Source organism: Bradyrhizobium sp. C9 (genome assembly GCF_002532045.1).
Lineage (GTDB): Bacteria > Pseudomonadota > Alphaproteobacteria > Rhizobiales > Xanthobacteraceae > Bradyrhizobium.
Genome location: NZ_NWTG01000003.1, coordinates 524017 through 545861, shown reverse-complemented (window position 1 = coordinate 545861; position 21845 = coordinate 524017). Strand labels below are relative to the sequence as shown.

The following is a 21845-nucleotide window of genomic DNA, read 5'->3' as shown; positions in this document are numbered from 1 at the left end:
CTGACGGCGACGAGGCGGCTGGCGTGTCTGGCTTTGGCGATTTGGCTCTGCGCGGCAGCGAGCGCGGCCGCGCAGGGCGCGCCGCCGCCTGCCTACAGCGTGAAGCCGTCCGACGTCATGGTGCCGGAAGGCGAGACGCTCGGCGAGTTCAGGCGGATGATCCAGCCGTTCAAGAACTGGACCTTGATCTGCGACGAGAGCCTGAAATCGAAGCGCCGGGTCTGCAACATCACGCAGTCGATCGTCAACGCGCAGGGCGCGGTCGCCTTCAACTGGTCGCTGATTGCGACCGCCGACGGCAAGCCGCTGATGGCGATGCGGATTCCCGCAGCCGCCGGCGTCGGCGCCCAGATCGAGCTCGCGATGGGCAATAGTCCGGACCGCATCGTCGCGCAGACCGATCGCTGCGACGCCAATTTCTGCTTTGCCACGATCGCCATCGGCAATGTGCTGAGGCGGCACATCCGCGCGGCGACGCCGTGCCTGGTGTCCTATCCGCTTCCGCAGGCAGGGCCGATCGTGCTGGAGGCGCCGCTCGACGGACTGTCCGGCGTACTGGCGAAGCTGAAATGAAGCGGGGCCGGACATGCGGATCTGGAATTCCGACGTCCGGCTCGAAACTGATGTGCGAAGTGAAAAGGACGGATTGTCGATGCGGCGCACCCTTGGATTGATCTTTGTTGCGGTCGTCGTGGCCGCGCTCGGTGCCGCCGGCGTCGTGGTCTACGCGCAGCAAACGCAACCTGTACCCTTGCAGCCGGCCGTACCCGCGCCGGCCAAGAAGCCTGCCGCCGCTGCAAAGCCGCAGCCGCACAAACCGCGTCCGCAAGAGGCGCAGACGCCACCGGCTGCCGCGGCATCCGTTCCGCCGCAGCAGGCCGGGCAGCAACCGACCGTGTTCGACGATCATGCTCGCCAGGGCAACATCGCGACCTGCGCCAATCTGTTCGGGTTGCTCGGCCGCGGTCTCGCGACCAACTCCAACTACACCGCGCAGTCGCAGTGGGATGCCAAGGCCGGCAATTCGCATTCGGTGCAGTCGCTGGTCGCGCTCGCACCAAATCAGGCGCCCCAGGGCAGCGCTGCCCAGCGCGCCGCCGGCATCGTGTTTGCCGCGCCGGTCGGGTCGTCCTGCGAAGGCAATCTGGTGCGGGTGACGCCGAGCCCGGAAAGCTGCCCGACAGTTGCAGCCGAGCTCGCCAAGCTCAGCGGGCAGAACGGTACGCTCGGTGACCTCGCGACGATCGCGCTGCCGAACGGCGCGCAGGTGGTGCTGATTCCGTTCGGCAACGCCTGCGTCGCGGTAACCGCGCTCCGGGTCGCGGGATAACGCGGCCCTTCTCGTATACGTGACGCCGCTCGATCAGAGAACGTAGCCGCCGTCGATGGTGATGCTGGTGCCCGTGATCAGGCTCGCGCCGGTGCCTGCCAGAAAGCAGACCGCCGATGCGACGTCGTCTGGACTGTTCAGGCGGCGCAACGGAATCCTCTCCTTCAGCCAATCGGCCATGCCGGCGGTCATGTCCGTTGCCGTCGGCCCCGGCTGCAGATTGTTGACCGTGATCTGCCGCGGGGCCAGGTCGAGCGCTGCGGTCTTCACGAGTGAGGCAACCGCCGCCTTCGTCATTGCATAGGCGCTGCCGCCGGCGGCGCCGGTCCTGATGGCCGTGTTGCTTCCGATCGTGATGATCCGCCCGCCGTCGCGCATGGCAGCCGCGGAGGCTTGCATCGCCAGGAACACGCCGCGAATATTCACATTGAGCAGCAGATCGAGATCGTCGAGATTGAATGACTCGATCGATCCGAGGCGAAGCACGCCCGCATTGATGACCACGATATCAAGCTGTCCGAGTTGATCGGTGGCCTTCGCGACGGCGCGGCGGATCGCGGCGGGATCGCCGCTGTCGGCGTGGATCGCGATTGCCTTGCCTCCGGCCCGGGCAATCCCATCGCACACCTCGCGTGCCTTGTCGGGCCTGCTCACATAGGTGAGGGCGACCGAGAACCTCTCCTCCGCAAGGCGCTTGGCAATCGCGGCGCCGATCCCTCGCGAGCCACCGAATATGAGGGCGGTACGTGGTCTCTCCGATGTCGTGTCGATCATTTCCGTATCTCCTTTTTATTGGAATGTTCACTCCAAAATTGGCCAAAAAAATCATGTCAGTGCGCGCAGCGCCAGCTGTCCGAGTGCTCGTAATCGCCGCTGGCCGGCGCCACCGCGGGCGGCGACCCGGATCCCCGCGAAGGATGCGTGGAGGAATTCGGTTGCGCTCGACGGGTCGATGTCGGCCGCCACATCGCCCTCTGCCTGAGCCTCGCGAATTCTCCCCACGATGGCCCTGGTGAGCGCGCGTCCCGCACTGTCACGAATAGCCGCAAGCTCAGGCTTGCCGGTGCCGAATTCGCAGATCGAATTGACGCCAAGACACGCCTCCGCTGCGTCATCCACCACGCGCTCGACCATGACGCGGAGGCCGTCGACCGCGCGCCGCTCGCTTGCCAAGGCTGACAAATGGGCCTCGGTCTCCCGCGCGGCGTAGCGCTGCACCGCGGCGAGATAGAGCTGCCACTTGTCGCCGAACGTGTCGTAGAGGCTCTGCCGGCCGATCCCGAGCGTCCGCACCAGCATTTCCGCCGACGTGCCCTCATAGCCGTGCTCGCGGAATACGCCGATCGCGGCATCGAGCGCCTCTTCCGCAATGAATTCCTTCGGTCTTGCCATTGCCTGAACATGGCGGATTTGGAACGATCAGTCAAGAATGACTGACGTCACGGTCGCGTGCGCATGCCCCCGATGACCTCCGTAACGGCCCGCTAACATCTTGGCGATCAGCCATCAAAGGGCTGGATTTCTGGCCGCGAATAGTCAATTCTGATTTGGAACTTACCATCCGTGCCATACGCGGAGGAGATGTCCCATGGAGGAAGCGCGTCCGGAGCGGTTTGTCCGCAAGGTCGGCGGTGAGCTGGTGTCGTCCGTCATCGCTCGATCGGAGCCGATCAGGGTCGAGCTGCTCAGCCGGACCTCGCGGCCCCGCATGAACTGGCACTTCCGCCAGCCCGAACTGACGTTGTTCTGGTTCCGCAACGGCTGCTCGCGATTGCAGGCCACGATCAACGGCCGTCCGGTCGAATATGAGTTCTCCAGGGCGGCCAATCTCGCGCTGTTCCCGGCCGGTACCGAGATCGAAGGCGAGTGGTCGGTCGGGCCGGCGTTCGACTATGTCGTCGTCTTCCTCGACCCGAAGTTCGTGCAGAATCGTCTCAACGGCTTGATCGAAACGTCGGCGATTGCGTTCGGCCACGACCAGCTCTGTCGCGGTCTCTCCGAGCTTTGCCAGGAAGCGACCACGCCGGACAATCTGTTCGATCTGTTCGCCGAAGGCTGGGCCAGCCAGGCACTGGCCCACATGGCGCGGCTGTCGCGCAGCGCGGAACCGGCGAAGGCGCCGAGCCGTGGCGGACTGCCGGCGCTCAAGCTGCGGCGGATCGAGGAGTTCATCCGGGCCAATCTTGGCGAGACGATCTCGTTGTCGGCACTGTCCGATGTTGCCGGCCTGAGCAAGCGGCATTTCCTGCGCGCGTTCCAGGAGAGCACGGGCACCAGCCCGCATCGCTATGTGCTCGGCCTGCGCATCGAAACCGCCAAGCGTCGCCTCAGCGACACCGACGAGAGCTTGACCAGCATCGCGCTGGCATCGGGGTTCAGCCACGCCCAGCATTTCTCGTCGACGTTCAGGCAAGTCACGGGTGTCAGCCCGTCGGTGTTCCGGCAGCAGGGCCGGGCGTGAGTTTCGGCGCTTTTTTGCAAGTCGAGGCGCTTTCCCGCAAGCACCAGTGGACGGTCCATCGTATGCCGAGGTTGCGCTCAGGGTTTGGTCGCATCCGCGCATTGGAGAAGGAAGCAAAGCATGCCAGGGCCATTGGCGGGAGTTCGCGTACTTGATCTGACCGGTGTCGTTTCGGGCCCGTTCGCGACGATGTTTCTGGCCGATCAGGGCGCCGATGTTCTGAAGGTTGAGCCGATCGGCGGCGACATCACCCGCCGCAGCCGGGCCAATGTCGACAAGACCGGCGAGTTCTCGGCGCTGTTCATCTCGTCGAACCGCGGCAAGCGTTCGCTCTCGATCGACATGAAGACCGACGCCGGCCGGGATGTCTTGGCCAAGCTGGTCATGCAGTCCGACGTGCTGGTGCAGAATTTCCGGCCCGGCACGATGGAGCGTCTCGGGCTCGGTCCGGACGAGGTGCGCAAGAAGAATCCGCGGCTGATCTATGTCTCGATCAGCGGCGTCGGCGAAGACGGGCCTTACGCCAAGAAGCGCGTCTACGATCCCATCGTGCAGGCCCTGTCGGGGTTCTGCGACATCCAGGCGCAGCCGGTGACCAACCGTCCACAGATGATCCGGACCATCGTGGCCGACAAGACGACGGCGGTCTATGCCGCGCAGGCGATCACGGCGGCACTCTACGCGCGGGAAAAATCCGGCAGCGGCCAGCATATCCAGGTGGCGATGCTCGACGCGATGATCGCCTATCTCTGGCCGGAAGGCATGATGCAATACACCGTGGTCGGCCGCGAGCAGGCGACGGCCGATCCGAACGACCGGCCCGATCTCGTGTTCCAGACCTCGGACGGATACCTCACCTGCGGCACCATCTCCGATTCCGAGTGGCAGGGCTTCTGCAAGGCGACCGGCGACCCGGAGCTGGCCAGAGATGAACGCTTCGCCACGCCGGCTTCGCGCTCGGTCAACGCAACGGCGCGCATCAACAAGATGCAGGACTATATCGGCAGGCACACCACGGCCGAATGGCTGGCGCGGCTAGATGCGGCTGACGTGCCCTGCGCGCCGATCCTGCGGCGCGGTGAAATCATCGCCAACGAACAGGTGGTCGCCCGCGGGCTGATCGCCGAGCTCGAGCAGCCCGGCGTCGGCACGGTGCGGCAGCCGAAACCTGCTGCGCGTTTCGAGGTCGACGCCGCCGCGATCGGCGGCCCAGCCCCGCGCATCGGCCAGCATACGAGACAGGTGCTGTCCGACCTCGGCTACGGCGAAGCCGCCATCGCAGAGATGATCGAGCAGAAGGCCGTGCGTGCGGTTTGAGCAACCGCGCGACGCAACGTCACCATTGCTGAACCAAAACAACTGCCGTCGGTGGGAGATGTCCTATGGCCGAGACGAACAAGACTGCCTTGCTGGTGGGCGCGGGCGATGCGATCGGCGCTGCAGTAGCGCGGCGCTTCGCTGCCGGCGGCTACACCGTCTGCATCGCGCGGCGCGATGCGGCGAAATCGGGCGCGCTGGTGGAGGAACTGACCGCCGCTGGAAGCCGGGTGCGTGCGCTCAGTGTCGATGCGCGGCGCGAGACCGAGGTGCAGGAGCTGTGCGAGCGGGTCGAACGCGAGATCGGGCCGATCGAGGTCTGCCTGTTCAATGCCGGCTCGAACGTCAAGAAGGAGCTGCATGAGACCAGCGAAAAACTGTTCTTCAAGGCCTGGGAGCTCGCCTGCTTCGCCGGCTTCCTGGTCGGACGCGAGGCGACCCGGCACATGCTGCGGCATGGCCGCGGCACCATGCTGTTCACCGGCGCGACCGCGAGCGTGCGGGGCAGCAGCGGCTTTGCCGCATTCGCGTCCGCCAAGTTCGGCCTGCGCGCGGTCGCCCAGGCGATGGCGCGCGAGCTCGGGCCCAAGAATATCCATGTCGCACATCTGTTGATCGATGCCGGTGTCGACAGCCCGGCCATCCACCAGCGGATGAAGGCCGCCACCGGCGTCGACGCATCAGAGATCCCGCCGGACACGCTGACACGCACGTCCTCGATCGCGGAGGCCTACTGGTTCGTGCACCAGCAGAGCCGCGACGGATGGAGCCATGAACTGGATCTGCGTCCCTCCGTCGAGAAATGGTGACGTCATGCCGGAGATGCTGACGCTATGGGGAGTGGGGACATCACGGACGATCCGGGCCCATTGGGCGTTGCACGAACTGGGGCTGGACTATCATTGCAAGCCGATCCTGCCGCGTTCGGGCGAGACCAAGACGCCGGAATACACCTTGCTCAATCCGCGGCAGAAGATTCCCCTGCTGCAGGACGGCGACTTCACGATCGGGGAGAGTGCGGCGATCGTCGCCTATCTCGCGCGCCATTACTCCAACCCGAACATTTCGCTCGTTCCCATCGAGGAGCGCGACTTTGCGCGATGGCTGGAATGGTGCTTCTTCATCGTGGCCGAGCTCGACTCGACCAGCCTCTATGTAATGCGCCGTCATGACGTCCAGGGCCTCGCCCACATCTACGGCCATGCTCCTGATGTGGTCGTGAAAGCGGCCGAGTATTTCCGCCAGCAGCTCCGCCATGTCGAAGTCGCTTTGTCGGACGGCCGCCAATATCTGATGGGCGATCAGTTCACCAGTGCGGATATCCTGCTGACGACCTGCCTGGTCTGGGCCATCGACTACGGTGTCGGTGTGTGCGAGGTCGCAACGCCCTATCTCGACCGCGTCACGGCACGGCCGGCCTACAAGGAAAGTGTCGCGATCAATACCGTGAAGAGCTGACCGGTCACGCGCGTCAGAGCCTGGTCCTCGCCGGACCGTCGACATCGCATCGCGGCGTCAGGCCGTAGCGGCCATGCAGCCCGCGCCAAAGGGCCCTCAAGAGCATCCGCATCGAACATCCCCTCGACATCAGCGATAGCAGGCATCCTGCTGACGCCGGTGACGGAATGACAGAGCCAATTCTGGGCAGGCCTGCGCAGTTTTTAAGCAGAGCGCTTTCGCGGCCGCGCCGCACGCGCCGAAAAATCTCATGAGATTCAAACGTCGGTGCTGTGGCACGCCTCGTGCATCAATGGCGCTGAGTTGGCCGCTAGGGTTCCGACCTTGCGAAGCAAGGTGCTGGTCCGAGAGCAGCCGCTTGCGGGGGAGACATCCCCGCAGGTGCACGGCGGGATAAAAGCCCGGGAGACCTCGTTAGCCAAGGGATTGGCGGAGCGATGGTCTTTTCGCCAGTCCCTTTTTGTGAAGTTTCGCAAGAGGGATCGGCAATGAACAAGTTCTCTATCTTCCTCCGCTCTGTTGTCACCGGCTGCGCGATCGTGCTCGCGGCCGCATCCGTCGCCGACGCCGCACCGAAGAAAAGCTTCAAGGTCGCCTGGTCGATCTATGTCGGGTGGATGCCGTGGGGCTATGCGGCCGACACCGGCATCGTCAAGAAGTGGGCCGACAAATACGGCATCACGATCGAGGTCAAGCAGTTCAACGACTACGTCGAATCGATCAACCAGTACACCGCCGGCGGCTATGATGCCGTCACCATCACCAACATGGACGCGCTGTCGATTCCGGCGGCAGGCGGTGTCGACACCACCGCGGTCGTGATGGGCGATTTCTCCAACGGCAACGATGCCGTGATCCTCAAGAACAAGTCGGATCTCGCCGCGATCAAGGGGCAGACGGTCAACCTGGTCGAGTTCTCAGTGTCGCACTATCTGCTGGCCCGCGCGCTGGAGACCAGCAAGCTGAGCGAGAAGGACGTCAAGGTCGTCAATACCTCCGATGCCGATATCGCGGCGGCTTACAAGACGCCCGACGTCAACGCGGTCGTGACCTGGAATCCGATCGTGACGGAAATCCTCGGCTCGCCCGATGCGAAGAAGGTGTTCGACTCCTCGCAGATCCCCGGCGAGATCATGGACCTGATGGTCGTGAACACCGCGGTCGCCAAGGACAATCCGGATTTCGCCAAGGCGCTGGTCGGTATCTGGTACGAGACGCTCTCCAGGATGACAGCGAACGATCCCGCCGCGAAGGCCGCCAAGGAGGCGATGGCCAAGGCCTCCGGCACCGATCTCGCCGGTTTCGACAGCCAGCTCTCGACCACCAAGCTGTTCGACAAGGCAACCGACGCCGAAGCCTTTACGCGCAGCAAGACCATCGGCGTGACCATGGACCGCGTCCGCAAGTTCCTGTTCGACAAGGACCTGCTGGGCAAGGGCGCAAAATCCGCCGACGCCGTCGGGATCGAGCTCGCCGACAAGTCGGTGCTGGGCGACAAGTCGAACGTCAAGCTGCGCTTCGACCCGACCTATATGGACGAAGCCGCCAAGGGCAAGCTCTGAAGGCAAGCTCTGACCCGCACAACGCCGTCCTCAGACAGGAGCCGACGATGCGACTTGTGAACATACGGCCGGGACGGCAGACGCGATTCTATCTGCTCGCGCTGCCGTTCCTGTTGGTCGCAATCGCCTACTTCGCCGGCTCCAGCGCGCGGCTCGCGCAGAACCCGAACGACAAGCTGCTGCCGGCGCTGCCCAGCATGGTGCAGGCGGTCAAGCAGATGGCGTTCGAGGTCGATCCGCGCACCGGCAGCTATCTGATGGCGTCCGACACCGTCGCCAGCCTCGGGCGGCTGGGGTCGGCGCTGGCGATCTCGACGGTGGCGGCGCTGGTGCTCGGCATCGTGATCGGACTGTTGCCGGGCGCCAATGCCCTGCTCGGGCCGTTCGTGTCGGTGACTTCGATGGTGCCGCCGCTGGCGCTGTTGCCGATCCTGTTCATCGTGATGGGCCTCGGGGAGAATTCGAAAATTGCGCTGATCGTGATCGGGACGCTTCCCTGTATGATCCGCGACCTCGCCATGAAGGTGCAGGAGCTGCCGCGTGAGCAGATCGTCAAGGCGCAGACGCTCGGCGCCTCGACCTGGCAGATCGCGCTGCGTGTCGCGATGCCGCAAACCCTGCCGCGGCTGATCGACGTGCTGCGGCTGCAACTGGGGCCCGCATGGCTGTTCCTGATCGCGGCCGAAGCGATCGCATCCGACTCCGGGCTCGGCTACCGGATCTTCCTGGTGCGCCGCTATCTCGCGATGGACGTCATCATCCCCTACGTCGCCTGGATCACGCTGCTGGCGTTCCTGATCGATGTCGGCCTGCGCGTCCTGCAACGCAAGGCGTTTCCCTGGTTTGCCTCGGTGAGGGCGGAATGAGCGCGATCCGGTTTGACGACGTCTGGAAGGAATATGGCGACCACATCGTGCTCGAGCGCATCACGATGGAGGTCGAGCCGCGCGCCTTCATCGCGCTGGTCGGTCCGTCCGGTTGCGGCAAGACCACGCTGCTGCGGATGCTGCTCGGAGAGGAGCAACCGAGCCGCGGGCAGATTTTGGTCGACGGCAAGCCGTTGCCCGGCGAGCCGGATGCCGATCGCAGCGTGGTGTTCCAGCGCTACTCGGTGTTTCCGCATCTGACCGTGCTGCAGAACGTCCTGCTCGGCCGTGAACTGCGTGACGCAAAATTCATGGCCCGGCTGTTCGGCGCCGCGCGCCGCGCCGCCACCGACGACGCCATGGCGCTGCTCGCGGAAGTCGGGCTCGCCGGTCAGGAGGGCAAGTATCCGTCCGCGCTGTCGGGCGGCATGCAGCAGCGCCTCGCGCTGGCGCAGGCGATCATGCGTGGGCCGAAGATCCTGCTGCTCGACGAGCCGTTCGGCGCGCTCGATCCGGGCATCCGCGCCGACATTCATCTGCTCATGAAGCGGCTCTGGAACGAGACCCATTTGACGGTCGTGATGGTCACGCACGACCTCAGCGAAGCGTTCGGGCTCGCGACGCGGGTGATCGCGCTGGAGCGGTCGCGCAACCGGCCCGAAGAGCGCGAGCGTTATGGCGCCACCGTGTCGCGCGACCTCGAGATCTTCCCACGCCGCAGCGCGGAGCCGCGGTCATCAGTTCAACCAGCTCCGATCGGGACGACCCGGTCAGACCAGGAGCATCAGCCGGGACGGCCCGGCGCTCTCGTCTTGAAGGAGCAACCATGATCCTCACAGAGGAACAGAAGGCCGAGATCGCGGCGCATACAAGGCGCTACAACGAGCTGAAATCGGCAGGGCAGGAGCACGCGCCGCGGGCGCTGCCGGCGCCGACCGCACGCGACGCGGCGCCGATCGCCGCCGATGCGATCATCCATCGCGAGGTGATTCCGGCCGGCTGGTACTGGACCACCCGGCTGAACCGCGGCGACACGCTGCGCATCGTCAATACGTCGGGGACATCGACCGTCAGCCTGCTCGCCTGGAACAGCGCCGACGCCACCGAGCGGCTCAACCACGCCGACACCATCAAGGTGCAGTGGGCGGCGCGGCTTCAGAAGGGCCGCGTGCTGCTATCGGATATGGGCCGCGCGCTGCTTGGCATCACCGAGGACAGCAGCGCTGCGCATGATGCCGTAGTGGGCGGCTCGACGGCTGCGACCAACCTCGCGAAATACGGCGAAGGGAATCACCGCAACACGCGCGACAATTTCATCCTCGCCGCGGCCAAGCTCGGGCTCGATCGCCGTGACGTCCATCCCTGCGTCTGCTTCTTTGCACCGGTCGCGATCGACGCGGACGGCAAGTTTGTCTGGTCCGGCGCGCGCCGGCAAAAGGGAGATTTCGTCGATCTGCGCGCGGAGATGGACCTGCTGATTGCGCTGTCGAACTGTCCGCATCCGCTCGATCCAGCGCAAGGCTATCCGCGAGCGAGCGTGGAAGTCGTGCGCTACCGCGCAACCAAGCCCGCGGCCGATGATCTGTGCCGCACCGCGACGGCCGAGGCGATCCGAGCCTATGAGAACAATGCGCTGTATCTCGGCGAGACGAGCGAAGGAGCCGTGCGATGACCGTGCAATCCGCCCAGACCCGCGGCCGGATCGTTCTGGACGCGGAAATTCCCGCACGCAAGCCGTGGTCGGCCGTTATCCGCAAGGGCCAGACGCTGCGGATTACGGACACCCATGGCCAGCAGGCGGTCGATACACTGTTCTATCGTGCGGACGACTATCAGGAGCGCTACAGCGGGCAGGATACGCTGCGCGCGCAGGGCTCGGCCTATGTCGGGCTCGGCACCCGGATCATGTCCAACGAGGGCCGGGTGATGTTGCGCGTCACCGCTGACAGTTGCGGCCTGCACGATACGTCGGCGGGCGCCTGTTCCTGCGAGAGCAACACCGTGCGGTTCGGGCACCAGACCCGCTACCAGCACGCCTGCCGCGAGAATTTCGTGATCGAGGCTGCGAAATACGGCATGTCGAAGCGCGACATCGTGCCGAATTTGAACTTCTTCATGAACGTGCCGATCGATCCCGCCGGCAATTTCACCGTGGTCGACGGCGTCTCCAAGCCCGGCGATGCAATCGAGCTGGTCGCCGAGATGGACGTGCTGTGCCTGATCTCGAACTGCCCACAGATCAACAATCCCTGCAACGGCTTCTTCCCGACGCCGGTACAGGTCACGATCTTCGAGCCGGAGGCGTGAGGCATGTTCAGCAAGGTCCTGATTGCCAACCGCGGCGAGATCGCCGGGCGGATCGGAAAGACATTGCACCGCATGGGTATCGGCTCGGTCGCGGTCTATTCCGACGCCGACCGCTTCACCCGGCCGGTGCTGGAGGCTGACGAGGCGGTACGCATTGGCCCGGCGCCGGCTGCCGAGAGCTATCTCAACGCCGATGCGATCATGGCGGCGTGCCTCGCGACGGGCGCCGAGGCGGTGCATCCGGGTTACGGCTTCCTGTCGGAGAACCGCCGCTTTGCCGAGCGGCTTGCCGAGCATGGCATCAAATTCATCGGGCCGCGGCCTGAGCATCTCGACGCCTTCGGCCTCAAGCACCGCGCGCGCGAGATCGCCGAGCGCAGCGGCGTGCCGCTGCTGCCCGGCTCCGGCCTGCTCGAGACCATCGACGAGGCGGTGCAACAGGCCGAAGCGATCGGCTTTCCCGTGATGCTGAAGAGCACGGCGGGCGGCGGCGGCATCGGCATGCAGCTCTGCCACGACATGGCAACGCTGCGCGAGCGGTTCGAATCGGTGCAGCGCACGGCGCGGGCGAGCTTCGGCGATGCCCGGGTCTATCTCGAGCGGTTCGTTGCCCAGGCCCGCCACATCGAGGTGCAGATCTTCGGCAACGGCAAGGGCGATGTGGTCGCGCTCGGCGAGCGCGATTGCTCGCTGCAGCGGCGCAACCAAAAGGTCTTTGAGGAGACGCCGGCGCCCGGACTCTCCGCCGAGATCAGGCGGCGGCTGCACGCGGCCGCGGTCTCGCTCGGCAAGGCAGTTGCTTATGAATCCGCCGGCACGGTGGAGTTCATCTATGACGTCGCGCGCGAGGACTTTTACTTTCTTGAGGTGAACACCCGGCTCCAGGTCGAGCATCCCGTCACCGAGCAGGTCACTGGCGTCGATCTGGTCGAATGGATGATCCGGCAGGCAGCCGGCGAGGACGTGCTCGGCCAGGCCGGCACGCTGGCGCCAAAGGGCGCGGCGATCGAGGTGCGGCTCTATGCCGAGAATCCGGGCGCGGGCTTTCGCCCGAGCGCGGGCCGGCTGACGCAGGTCAGTTTTTCGACGGACGCGCGGATCGACGGCTGGATCGAGACCGGCACGGAGGTGTCGCCGTTCTACGATCCGATGCTGGCCAAGATCATCGTCTCGGGCGAGACGCGCGAGGCCGCGATCGCGAAGCTCACGCAGGCGCTGGATGGCACTGTCGTAGCCGGCATCGAGACCAATCTGGATTATCTGCGTGCGATCGCCGCATCCGACGTGTTCCGCAGCGGTCAGGTCGCGACCAGCGTGCTCGGCGCGTTCGCCTATCGTCCACGCACCATCGACGTCGTCGCACCGGGTGCGCAGAGCGGGGTGCAGGAATTGCCCGGCCGCCTGCATCTCTGGCATGTCGGCGTGCCGCCGAGCGGGCCGATGGACGAGCGCTCGTTTCGTCTCGCCAACCGCGTGGTCGGCAATTCGGAGACCACGACCGCGCTGGAGCTGACGGTCAACGGACCCACCTTGCGCTTCAACACCGATGCAATCGTCGCGCTTGCGGGTGCGCAGATGAAGGCGTCGCTTGACGGCGTCGACGTCGCGTATGACGAGCCGGTTGCGGTGCGCGCCGGCCAGACGCTCGTCATCGGCAGCATCAGGGGCCCGGGCCAGCGCGCGTATCTCGCCGTGCGTGGCGGCATTGACGTGCCCGAGATTCTGGGCTCGCGCGCCGTGTTCGCGCTCGGCGCGTTCGGCGGCCATGCGACGGGCTCGCTCAAGGCCGGCGACGTGCTGCATGTCGGCGCCGAGCCGCCGAGCCTTGCCGCGCCGCGGCGCGCTGCGGAGGACGAGCGGCCGGAGCTGACTTCGGCGTGGCAGATCGGCGTGGTCTATGGCCCGCATGGCGCGCCGGATTTCTTCCTCGACGAGGACATCGAAACGCTGTTTGCGTCGAGCTATGAGGTGCACTTCAACAGTGCGCGGACCGGCGTGCGGCTGATCGGTCCGAAGCCGCGCTGGGCGCGCGCCGATGGCGGCGAGGCCGGGCTGCATCCGTCGAACATCCACGACAACGCCTATGCGGTCGGCTCGATCGACTTCACCGGCGACATGCCGATCATTCTGGGGCCGGACGGACCGAGTCTCGGTGGCTTCGTCTGTCCGGCGGTCGTCGCGCGCGACGAGCTCTGGAAGGTCGGCCAGCTCCGGCCCGGCGACACCGTCCGCTTCGTTCCGGCTCGACGCGACGATCCTGTTGTCGGCCCCACCGTGTTGCGCGCGCCCGAGCTCGGCTCGGCCATCGTCGGGCGCCATGATGACGGCCCGATCCCGGTGGTCTATCGGCGCGCCGGCGACGACAATCTGCTGGTCGAATACGGTCCGATGGAGCTCGACATCGCGCTGCGGCTGCGCGTCCATGTGCTGGCGCAGGCGCTCGAGGAAGCAAAACTCGGCGGCTTGATCGATCTGACGCCCGGCATTCGCTCGCTGCAGATCCATTATGACGGCACGGCGCTGTCGCGAACGAAGCTGCTCGACGTGCTCAGGCGGATCGAACGCGAATTGCCGCCGGTCGACGCCATGCGGGTGCCGAGCCGGACCGTGCATCTGCCGCTGTCGTGGCGGGATCCAGAGGCTGAGCTGGCGATGCGCAAGTATCAGGAGCTGGTCCGCGCCGATGCGCCGTGGTGTCCGTCGAATGTCGAGTTCATCCGGCGCATCAACGGGCTTGGCGGCGAGGACGATGTTCGCCGCATCGTGTTCGACGCCGATTATTTCGTGCTCGGCCTCGGCGACGTCTATCTCGGTGCGCCGGTGGCAACCCCACTCGATCCGCGGCATCGCCTCGTGACCACGAAATACAACCCGGCGCGGACCTGGACGCCGGAGAACGCGGTCGGCATAGGCGGCGCCTATATGTGCATCTACGGCATGGAAGGGCCGGGCGGCTACCAGCTGTTCGGCCGCACCATCCAGGTCTGGAACACATGGCGCACCACGAAAGTGTTCGAACCGGGTCATCCGTGGCTGCTGCGGTTCTTCGACAAGATCCGCTTCTTCCCGGTCGATGCCGATGAGCTCTTGGACGCGCGCGCCGCATTCCCGCACGGGCAGTACGACATCAGGATCGAGCAGGGCGAGTTCTCCTATGCCGACTATGCCAAGACGTTGGCCGACGTGCGGCCGTCGATCGCGGCATTCAAGGCGACGCAACAGGCCGCGTTCGATGCCGAGCGCCAGCGCTGGCGCGAGATGAAGCTCGACGAGGCGCCCGCAGAGTTGATCGACGCGAGTGCCGTCTCGACCGGCATTCCCGACGGCCAGGTCGGCGCGTTCTCGGAGGTGCCCGGCAACATCTGGAAGATCCTGGCCGAGGAGGGCGCCGTGGTCGCAGCCGGCGACGTGCTCGCCATCATCGAGTCCATGAAGATGGAGATATCAGTGCATTCGCCGCGCGCGGGCCGCATTGCGTCGGTGCCGGTCAAGCCCGGCCAGACCTTGCGCGCGGGCGATGTCGTGGCATTGATCCGGCCGGAGTAGATTCGGCCGCGTCACGAGCCTCTCGTGCCGATCTGCTGCGGTCCTGTCCCCGTGATGGCGCTATGGAGGACGATCGGACGGGAGCCGACAGTGCCACGCCTCGTTGGCAAGGAGCCGGCGCTGTCGGTCGGCGATGGCAGGCCATCCGGCGCGTACCACGCCGAGGACGGCAGCGTCGGCGGATGGACCTTGATCGCAGGCAAAATAGGCGCGAAGCCGTCCTTCGCAGCGGAAGCCGAGGCCGGTGTAGAGCTCGAGCGTACGCCGCTGCCGCCAATCCAGATGCACCTCGGCCCGCTCGACGGCGAGCACCTCGAAGGCATACCGCGTCATGAGATGCACGACGTGGCTGATGAGCAGGACCTCGTCCAACCGTCCGCTGCTCCAGATCGGCGCAAGCCTCGCCCGCTTTTCGTCCGGCTCGAGCGCCGCGAAAGCGGTAAGGCCGATGATGTCGCCTGACCCGGCGTCCTCGATCGCGAATGCGGCCGTGTCGTTCGCACAGCTCAGCGTGGCTGCCATGCGCGCGGTCGCCGCCTGGCCGGAGCCGCCGCGATCGAGCTGCCGAAGCATGCCGGCGTCCCCGAGCAGCTTGACCCGCGAGATCTCGGAACCGTGGATCCTGGCCAGCAGGATGCGGTCGGTGGCCAAGGCGGCATGACTGTCTACGAATTGCATGCCCTATTGACGCATCGAACCAACATGCCGTCAAATGACCGGAATGGCAGTTCATATGCAGATTGGTCATGTCCCTGAATCCGAGACACGTTGACCTGTTTCGCGAGGTCGTGCGTCACAACGGAATCACCAAGGCCGCCCTGAGCCTGCGGATCGGGCAGCCCTTCGTCAGTCGCGCCATCGCGCGACTGGAGCGCGAGATCGGCTTCGCGCTGTTCGAACGCGGACGCGGTGGCGTCACGTTGACGCCGGAAGGCGAGATCTTCCTGCATGAGGTGGAGCGCAACCAGGCCGGGCTCGAGTATCTGGCGCGTGCGGCGCGCGGCATTCGCGCGCGGGGCAGCGGGACGCTGAGGATCGCCTGCCTTCCGGCATTCACCTATTCGTTGATGCCGCGGATCGTCAGCAACTTCTCCAGGAAAAACCCCGGCATCATGCTGTCGGTCGCCGTGCATAGCCCTGAACGGGTCTGGAGTCTCGTTGCTGCGGGCCAGTGCGATGTCGGGCTGGCGCGACCCCAGTCGGGCTTTGCAGCGGTCGACGACGAGCTGCTGATGACGACCGACGCCATCTGTGTGCTGCCGCGCCAGCACCGGCTGCGCTCCAAGCGATTGATCATGCCAAGAGACCTGCACGGCGAGGCGATGATTGCGCCGGCCCCGGGCGCGCCGCACCGATCGCGCCTCGAACGCGCCTTCGAAGACGCCGGGGCCGAGGTCAGAACGGTGGCCGAGATTCAGTACAGCATGCAGCGCTGCGCGCTGGTTGCGCAGGGGCTGGGCTTCTCGATCGTCGATCCCGTCGTGGCGCGGGATTTTGCCAGCACCCGGATCGTGCTCAAGCCGTTCAAGCCGCGGCTGGAGCTCACCACCGTGCTGCTGTTTCCGTCGCAACGGCCGCGCAGCCGTCTTGCGCTCGAATTCTGCGACCTGGTTCGCGCCGAGACCGCGGAATACAGGAAGCCCGCCCGCGCTCCGGCCTGACCCGATCCGGGCCGCATTACCCGGATGTCGCGTTGTCCCGTGACCAGCCGCCGTTGGTTGCTAGCGGGGAACCCCGCCTCACACCTCCAGCCATTCCTCGCGAATGGCGGCGTTGGACTTGAGCTGGTCGGGGGTGCCTTCGAACACCACGCGGCCGTGGCCCATGATGTAGACGCGGTTCGAGATCTTCATCGCGATCGACAGCTTCTGCTCGACCAGCAGGATGGCGACGCCGGCCTTGGCGATCCGCGCGATCAGCTCGCCGACCTGCTGCACGATCAGCGGCGCGAGGCCCTCGGTCGGCTCGTCGATCATCATCAAGTCGGGGTCGCCGAGCAGCGTGCGGCAGGTGGTCAGCATCTGCTTCTCGCCGCCCGACAGCACGCCGGCCGGCGTGTCGGCGCGGCGAGCGAGGTTGGGGAACATGTCGAGCATCTCCTGCAGCCGCCATTTGCCGGGGCGACGCGGGTCCTTGATACCGAGGATCAGGTTCTGGCGCACCGTCAGGCTCGGGAAGATGTCGCGATGTTCGGGCACATAGCCGAGCCCGAGGCGGGCGATCTTGTGGCTCGGCAGGCCGGCGATGTCCTTGCCCTTGAAGCGGATGGTGCCCTGCGGCGGCACCTCGCCCATGATCGCCTTGACGGTGGTCGAGCGGCCGACGCCGTTGCGCCCGAGCAGGCTGACCACTTCGCCGGCGGCGATATCGAGATCGACACCCTGCAGGATGTGGCTCTTGCCGTAATAGGCGTGGAGATTCCTGACCTCGAGCATCAATCGACCTCCTCGCCGAGATAGGCTTCCTTGACCTTCGGATTGCCGCGGATCTCCTCCGGCGTTCCGGAAGCGATGATGTGGCCGTAGACCAAAACCGAGATGCGGTCGGCGAGGCCGAACACCACGCTCATGTCGTGCTCGACGATGACGAGCGTGCGTCCTTCGGTGAGACGGCGGATCAGCGCGACGGCGCGCTCGGTCTCAGCGTGGCTCATGCCCGCGGTCGGCTCGTCCAGCATGATGACGCTGGCGCCGCCGGCGATCGTGATGCCGATCTCGAGCTCGCGCTGCTCGGCATAGGTGAGCAAGCCCGCCGGCACGTCGCGGCGATGGCTGAGATGAATCTCGTCGAGGATCTGCGCGGTGCGCTGCTTCACCTCGGGCAGGGTGTCGACGTTCTTCCAGAACGCGTAGCGGTGGCCGGTCGCCCACAGCACGGCGCAGCGGACATTCTCCCACACCGTCATGCGGGCGAACACGTTGGTGACCTGGAACGAGCGCGACAGCCCGCGCCGGTTGATCTCGAACGGCCGCAGGCCCGAGGTGACTTCGCCGTTGAGCCGGATCTCGCCCGAGGTCGGCTTGATATGGCCGGAGATCAGGTTGAACGTCGTCGACTTGCCGGCGCCATTCGGGCCGATGATGGCGTGACGCTCGCCCTTGGCGACGCTCAGGTTGAGGTCGCGGATGATCTGGACATTGCCGAAGCTCTTCTCGACGGCGTTGACTTGGATGGCTGCGGTCATGCCAGATACCCCCGATCACGGGCCACCGTCGCGGCGCGATCCCAGGCTTCGGCGATGCGCCGCCAGGTGATGCGCGCGACCAGGAAGCCGCCGACGAGCAGAACCGCAGCAGTCACCCAGGTCGTCGGCGCCGTCGCGGCGAACGGAATCCCGAACAGATTGATGGCGTCGCCACCGGAGAAGCGCGCGACGGTCTCGATGGTCAGGATGATGCCGAGCGCCAGCGCCAGCGTCGGGATCGCCGCGACCAGATAGGACGGGATCACGAAACGAAGCGTGCCGGCGCGGATCAGCGGACGGTGCTTCATCAAAATGCCGGCGATGCCGCCCGGCGCGAACATCACGATGGCGATGAAGATGATGCCGAAATAGAGCTGCCACACCGAGGTGACGTTGGTCAGTCCGAGCTGCAGATAAGTCACCAGGATGGCGCCGAGGATCGGCCCGAAGAAATAGGCGGTGCCGCCGATGAAAGCGGAGAACAGCACGAGGCCCGACTGGGTCGCGCCGAGATAGGCGGAGTTAGCGATCTCGAAATTGATCGCGGTCAGCCCGCCGGCGATGCCGGCGAAGAAGCCGGCGAACATGTAGGCGAGGTAGCGCACCACATGCGGATCGTAGCCGATGAACTCGACCCGTTCCGGATTGTCGCGCACCGCGTTGCAGATGCGCCCGAGCGGGGTGCGGGTCAGCGCGTACATCGCGATGGCCGAGATCATCACCCAGAACGCGATCAGGTAATAGACCTGGATCTGCGGCCCGAAAGTCCAGCCGAACAGCGGCATCAGCGAGGTGCGGTCGGTGGTGATGCCGGATTCGCCGCCGAACACGCTGCGCAGGATCAGCGACGACGAGGCGACCAGTTCGCCGATGCCGAGCGAGATCATCGCAAACACGGTACCGGCACGCTTGGTCATGACCCAGCCGACCAGCAACGCGAAGGCCATGCCGCCGATGCCGCCGACCAGCGGGATCACCGGCAGCGGGATCGGCCAGTTGTGGCTCGCGACCGCGTTCATGGCGTGGACGGCAAGGAAGCCGCCGAGGCCGTACTGCACGGCGTGGCCGAACGACAAGAGGCCGGTCTGGCCGAGCAAAATGTTGTAGGACAGCGCGAAGATGATCGCGATGCCGATCAGGCTGAACGAGGTCAGCGAGCCGCCGGAGGAGAAGATCAGCGGCAGCACGACGAGTGCGGCGGCTGCGATCAGCCAGATGCCATAGAAGCTGAGGGCGCTGGCGGACTCTTCCTTGGCCGCGGCGGAGGTGGGGATAGCGGCGTTGCTCATGACTCGCGCGTCCCCAACAGGCCCATGGGGCGGAAGATCAGGACCAGCACCAGCAGCAGATAGGGCAGGATCGGCGCGATCTGCGCGATCGTGACGTTCCAGATGTCGGTGAGCGGCGAGGCGCCGAGGCTCGGATCGAGCGGCCCGAACACGCTGGCGAGCGAACCATTGAGTGCGACCGCAAAAGTCTGGATCAGCCCGATCAGGAGCGAAGCGATGAAGGCGCCTGGCAGCGAGCCGAGGCCGCCGAACACGATGACGACGAACAGGATCGGGCCGAGCAGCGCCGCCATGTCGGACTGCGTCACCAGCGAGGGACCGGCGATCACGCCGGCAAGGCCCGCCAGTGCGCTGCCGACGCCGAACACCAGCATGAAGACGCGGCCGACATTGTGGCCGAGATGGCCGACCATGCTAGGATGGGTCAGCGCGGCCTGCACGATGAGGCCGACCCGCGTCCGCTTCAAGGTGACCAGCAGCGCGATGAAGATCACGACCGAGACCACCAGCATGAAGATCTTGTAGGCGGGGTAGTTGGTCGAGAACACGGTGATGGCAGGAAAGTCGAGTGCCGCCGGAACCCGATAGTCGACCGGGCTCTTGCCCCAGATCATCGAGACGATTTCCTCGATGGCGAAGGCGAGTCCGAAGGTCAGCAGCAGCTCGGCGACATGGCCGTGCTTGTGGGTGTTGCGCAGGCCGTAGCGCTCGACGCCCATGCCGACCACGCCGACCAGGAGCGGTGCGATCACCAGCGCCGGCCAGAAGCCGATCCAGCGGGTGAGCTGAAAGCCGAAGAACGCGCCCAGCATGTAGAAGCTCGCATGCGCGAAGTTGAGCACGCCCATCATGCTGAAGATGACGGTGAGCCCGCTGGACAGCAGAAACAACAGCATGCCGAACAGCACGCCGTTGAGTGTCGAGATGACGATGAGCTCAGCCACGGCGCACCCGCTTGAGACTGGAACGGTTCACGTGATCAATAACCTGTCGATGAAATGAACTTACCGTCATTCCGGGGCGCTCGCATCAGCGAGCGAACCCGGAATCTCGAGATTCCGGGTCTGGTGCTTGCGCACCATCCCGGAATGACCGAAGAGCCGATCAGGGCCGCTTCATGTTGCAGGTGGTCGGAAGCACGGTCTGATCGGTGTCGATCTTGGAGACGATGTGCCAGCCCCAGCCGGTGTTCTCTTCGTCGAACGGCTCCTTGGCCTTGTCGGTGAGCGAGCCGAACGAGGAGATGATGATCGGCTGGAAGAACTGGTGGTCGTCCTTGCGCATGAAGCCTTCACCGCCGTCGAACACTTCGAACTTCATGCCCTCGAGCGCGGCCGCGACTTTCACCGGATCGATCGAATTGGCTTTCTCGGCGGCGGCCTTGAACATCCGCATCTCGTTGACGGCGCGCGGATACCACACGGAAATGCCGGTCTTGGCGCGGAAGTCCTTCTCGAATTCCATCGCCGCCTTGTTGCCGGAGTTCGGGACGCCTTCGCTGATCTGGAACACCTGGTTCTCGAGACCGGTCTGCTTGATCGCGGTCGGTCCACCGGCGCCGCCGGCATAATAGGTGTACCAGTTGACCTTGAGGCCGGCATCGGCCGCGGCCTTGAGCAGCAGCGCGAAGTCCTGTCCCCAATTGCCGGTCACGACGGTGTCGGCGCCGGACGCCTTGATCTTGGCGATGTAGGGCGAGAAGTCGGTGACCTTGAGCATCGGGTGCAGCTCGTCGCCGACGATCTGGATATCCGGACGCTTTTCGCCCAGCATCTTGCGCGCTTCTGAGCGCACCGACTGGCCGAACGAGTAGTCCATGTTGATCAGATAGACCTTCTTGATCGACGGCTGGCCCTTCATGTAGTTGGTCAGCGCGGCCATCTTGATGTCCGAGTTCGCATCCCAGCGGAAATGCCAGTAGCTGCACTTCTCGTTGGTCATGCTCGGATCGACCGCGGCGTAGTTGAAGTACAACACTTCCTTGCCGGGGTTGCGCGAGTTGTTCTTGGTGACGAAATCTTCCAGCGCCGCACCGACCGACGAGCCGTTGCCCTGGGTGATGTAGTGGATGCCGGCGTCGACCGCCTTCTGCGCCTGCACCAGGCTTTCCTGCGGATTGGTCTTGTTGTCGAGCGGAACGATTTCGACCTTGTGGCCGAGGATGCCGCCCTTGGCGTTCAGCTCGTCGGCGAGATACTGAAACGTCTTCAGGCCGCCCTCGCCAACGCTGGCGCCGCCGCCGGAGAGCGGATCGATATAGCCGATCTTGAGGGTTTCCTGCGCGGACGCCGCGCCTCCCAACACCGTCAGCGCTGCCGCAGCGGCAACGATCAGTCTATGCATCGCGCGTTCTCCCTTGCTCGTGTTTCTTGATCTTCAGCGATCGAGGCCGTCTCATAACCTCAATTGCCGCGCCTTCGCAACTTTCGCTTTGAATATGGCGTCAAGTTTTACCGGGAGGTAGTATGATGTTATAGGCTATATGTCTTCGGAATTGGCCGCTGTTTTGAATTAGCAGTAAACTT

General features: G+C 65.2%; 21 protein-coding genes and 1 riboswitch. Of the genes, 13 read left to right on the top strand and 8 right to left on the bottom strand.

Annotated elements, in window-relative coordinates; genetic code table 11:
• Window positions 1-33 precede the first annotated feature (33 nt).
• Window positions 34-573 (top strand): invasion associated locus B family protein, encoded by a 540-nt coding sequence (locus CO675_RS10255; RefSeq protein ID WP_097671777.1) that lies wholly within the window; start codon window positions 34-36, stop codon window positions 571-573.
• Window positions 574-652: 79 nt separating this feature from the next.
• Window positions 653-1330, top strand: a complete 678-nt coding sequence (locus tag CO675_RS10250; RefSeq protein WP_143278934.1) for a hypothetical protein — start codon at window positions 653-655, stop codon at window positions 1328-1330.
• A 33-nt stretch (window positions 1331-1363) separates the two neighbouring features.
• Here the strand turns inward: CO675_RS10250 and CO675_RS10245 are convergent, their stop codons facing one another.
• Complete coding sequence (locus tag CO675_RS10245; protein ID WP_097671775.1) at window positions 1364-2104, bottom strand: SDR family oxidoreductase; 741 nt, start codon at window positions 2102-2104, stop codon at window positions 1364-1366.
• A gap of 51 nt (window positions 2105-2155) precedes the next feature.
• Entirely contained in the window at window positions 2156-2722 is a 567-nt protein-coding gene (locus CO675_RS10240) for a TetR/AcrR family transcriptional regulator (RefSeq protein WP_097671774.1), read from the bottom strand.
• A 196-nt stretch (window positions 2723-2918) separates the two neighbouring features.
• Between CO675_RS10240 and CO675_RS10235 the strand changes: the two genes are divergently transcribed.
• From CO675_RS10235 to uca, 10 genes are all read left to right on the top strand, one after another.
• The gene (locus tag CO675_RS10235; protein ID WP_097671773.1) at window positions 2919-3791 is read left to right on the top strand and encodes a helix-turn-helix domain-containing protein; all 873 of its coding nucleotides are present in this window, start codon (window positions 2919-2921) and stop codon (window positions 3789-3791) included.
• 120 nt (window positions 3792-3911) lie between these two features.
• Window positions 3912-5108, top strand: coding sequence for a CaiB/BaiF CoA transferase family protein (locus tag CO675_RS10230; RefSeq protein ID WP_097671772.1), 1197 nt, complete (start codon window positions 3912-3914; stop codon window positions 5106-5108).
• A 65-nt stretch (window positions 5109-5173) separates the two neighbouring features.
• On the top strand, window positions 5174-5917 hold the full coding sequence (locus CO675_RS10225; RefSeq protein ID WP_097671771.1) for an SDR family NAD(P)-dependent oxidoreductase: 744 nt from the start codon (window positions 5174-5176) through the stop codon (window positions 5915-5917).
• A gap of 4 nt (window positions 5918-5921) precedes the next feature.
• Window positions 5922-6566, top strand: coding sequence for a glutathione S-transferase family protein (locus CO675_RS10220; RefSeq protein ID WP_097671770.1), 645 nt, complete (start codon window positions 5922-5924; stop codon window positions 6564-6566).
• A 299-nt stretch (window positions 6567-6865) separates the two neighbouring features.
• A riboswitch (guanidine-I (ykkC/yxkD leader) is annotated at window positions 6866-6976 on the top strand.
• Window positions 6977-7054: 78 nt separating this feature from the next.
• Complete coding sequence (locus tag CO675_RS10210; protein WP_097671768.1) at window positions 7055-8128, top strand: putative urea ABC transporter substrate-binding protein; 1074 nt, start codon at window positions 7055-7057, stop codon at window positions 8126-8128.
• Between the two features lie 47 nt (window positions 8129-8175).
• Complete coding sequence (locus tag CO675_RS10205) at window positions 8176-8994, top strand: ABC transporter permease (protein WP_097671767.1); 819 nt, start codon at window positions 8176-8178, stop codon at window positions 8992-8994.
• Window positions 8991-9824 carry an ABC transporter ATP-binding protein gene (locus tag CO675_RS10200; protein WP_097671766.1) on the top strand — a complete coding sequence of 278 codons (834 nt, stop codon included), beginning with the start codon at window positions 8991-8993 and terminating at the stop codon, window positions 9822-9824. Before CO675_RS10205 ends, CO675_RS10200 begins: the two co-directional genes overlap by 4 nt.
• On the top strand, window positions 9821-10666 hold the full coding sequence (locus tag CO675_RS10195; RefSeq protein ID WP_097671765.1) for an urea amidolyase associated protein UAAP1: 846 nt from the start codon (window positions 9821-9823) through the stop codon (window positions 10664-10666). Before CO675_RS10200 ends, CO675_RS10195 begins: the two co-directional genes overlap by 4 nt.
• The gene (locus tag CO675_RS10190; RefSeq protein ID WP_097671764.1) at window positions 10663-11301 is read left to right on the top strand and encodes an urea amidolyase associated protein UAAP2; all 639 of its coding nucleotides are present in this window, start codon (window positions 10663-10665) and stop codon (window positions 11299-11301) included. Before CO675_RS10195 ends, CO675_RS10190 begins: the two co-directional genes overlap by 4 nt.
• A 3-nt stretch (window positions 11302-11304) precedes the next feature.
• Window positions 11305-14847 (top strand): urea carboxylase, encoded by a 3543-nt coding sequence (gene uca / locus CO675_RS10185; RefSeq protein WP_097671763.1) that lies wholly within the window; start codon window positions 11305-11307, stop codon window positions 14845-14847.
• Window positions 14848-14907: 60 nt separating this feature from the next.
• Here the strand turns inward: uca and CO675_RS10180 are convergent, their stop codons facing one another.
• On the bottom strand, window positions 14908-15498 hold the full coding sequence (locus CO675_RS10180) for a GNAT family N-acetyltransferase (protein WP_245452699.1): 591 nt from the start codon (window positions 15496-15498) through the stop codon (window positions 14908-14910).
• Between the two features lie 95 nt (window positions 15499-15593).
• On the opposite strand from CO675_RS10180, the gene CO675_RS10175 reads away from it, so the two are divergent.
• Entirely contained in the window at window positions 15594-16508 is a 915-nt protein-coding gene (locus CO675_RS10175; RefSeq protein WP_097671761.1) for a LysR family transcriptional regulator, read from the top strand.
• Window positions 16509-16586: 78 nt separating this feature from the next.
• Here the strand turns inward: CO675_RS10175 and CO675_RS10170 are convergent, their stop codons facing one another.
• From CO675_RS10170 to CO675_RS10150, 5 genes are all read right to left on the bottom strand, one after another.
• Window positions 16587-17282 carry an ABC transporter ATP-binding protein gene (locus CO675_RS10170; RefSeq protein WP_097671760.1) on the bottom strand — a complete coding sequence of 232 codons (696 nt, stop codon included), beginning with the start codon at window positions 17280-17282 and terminating at the stop codon, window positions 16587-16589.
• Window positions 17282-18031 carry an ABC transporter ATP-binding protein gene (locus tag CO675_RS10165; protein ID WP_097671759.1) on the bottom strand — a complete coding sequence of 250 codons (750 nt, stop codon included), beginning with the start codon at window positions 18029-18031 and terminating at the stop codon, window positions 17282-17284. Before CO675_RS10165 ends, CO675_RS10170 begins: the two co-directional genes overlap by 1 nt.
• Complete coding sequence (locus CO675_RS10160; RefSeq protein WP_097671758.1) at window positions 18028-19320, bottom strand: branched-chain amino acid ABC transporter permease; 1293 nt, start codon at window positions 19318-19320, stop codon at window positions 18028-18030. Before CO675_RS10160 ends, CO675_RS10165 begins: the two co-directional genes overlap by 4 nt.
• A complete protein-coding gene (locus tag CO675_RS10155) occupies window positions 19317-20264 on the bottom strand; it encodes a branched-chain amino acid ABC transporter permease (protein WP_097671757.1) in 948 nt (315 codons plus the stop codon). The genes CO675_RS10160 and CO675_RS10155 overlap by 4 nt, the downstream gene beginning before the upstream one ends.
• 160 nt (window positions 20265-20424) lie before the next feature.
• A complete protein-coding gene (locus CO675_RS10150) occupies window positions 20425-21663 on the bottom strand; it encodes a branched-chain amino acid ABC transporter substrate-binding protein (protein ID WP_097671756.1) in 1239 nt (412 codons plus the stop codon).
• Window positions 21664-21845: the final 182 nt, after the last annotated feature.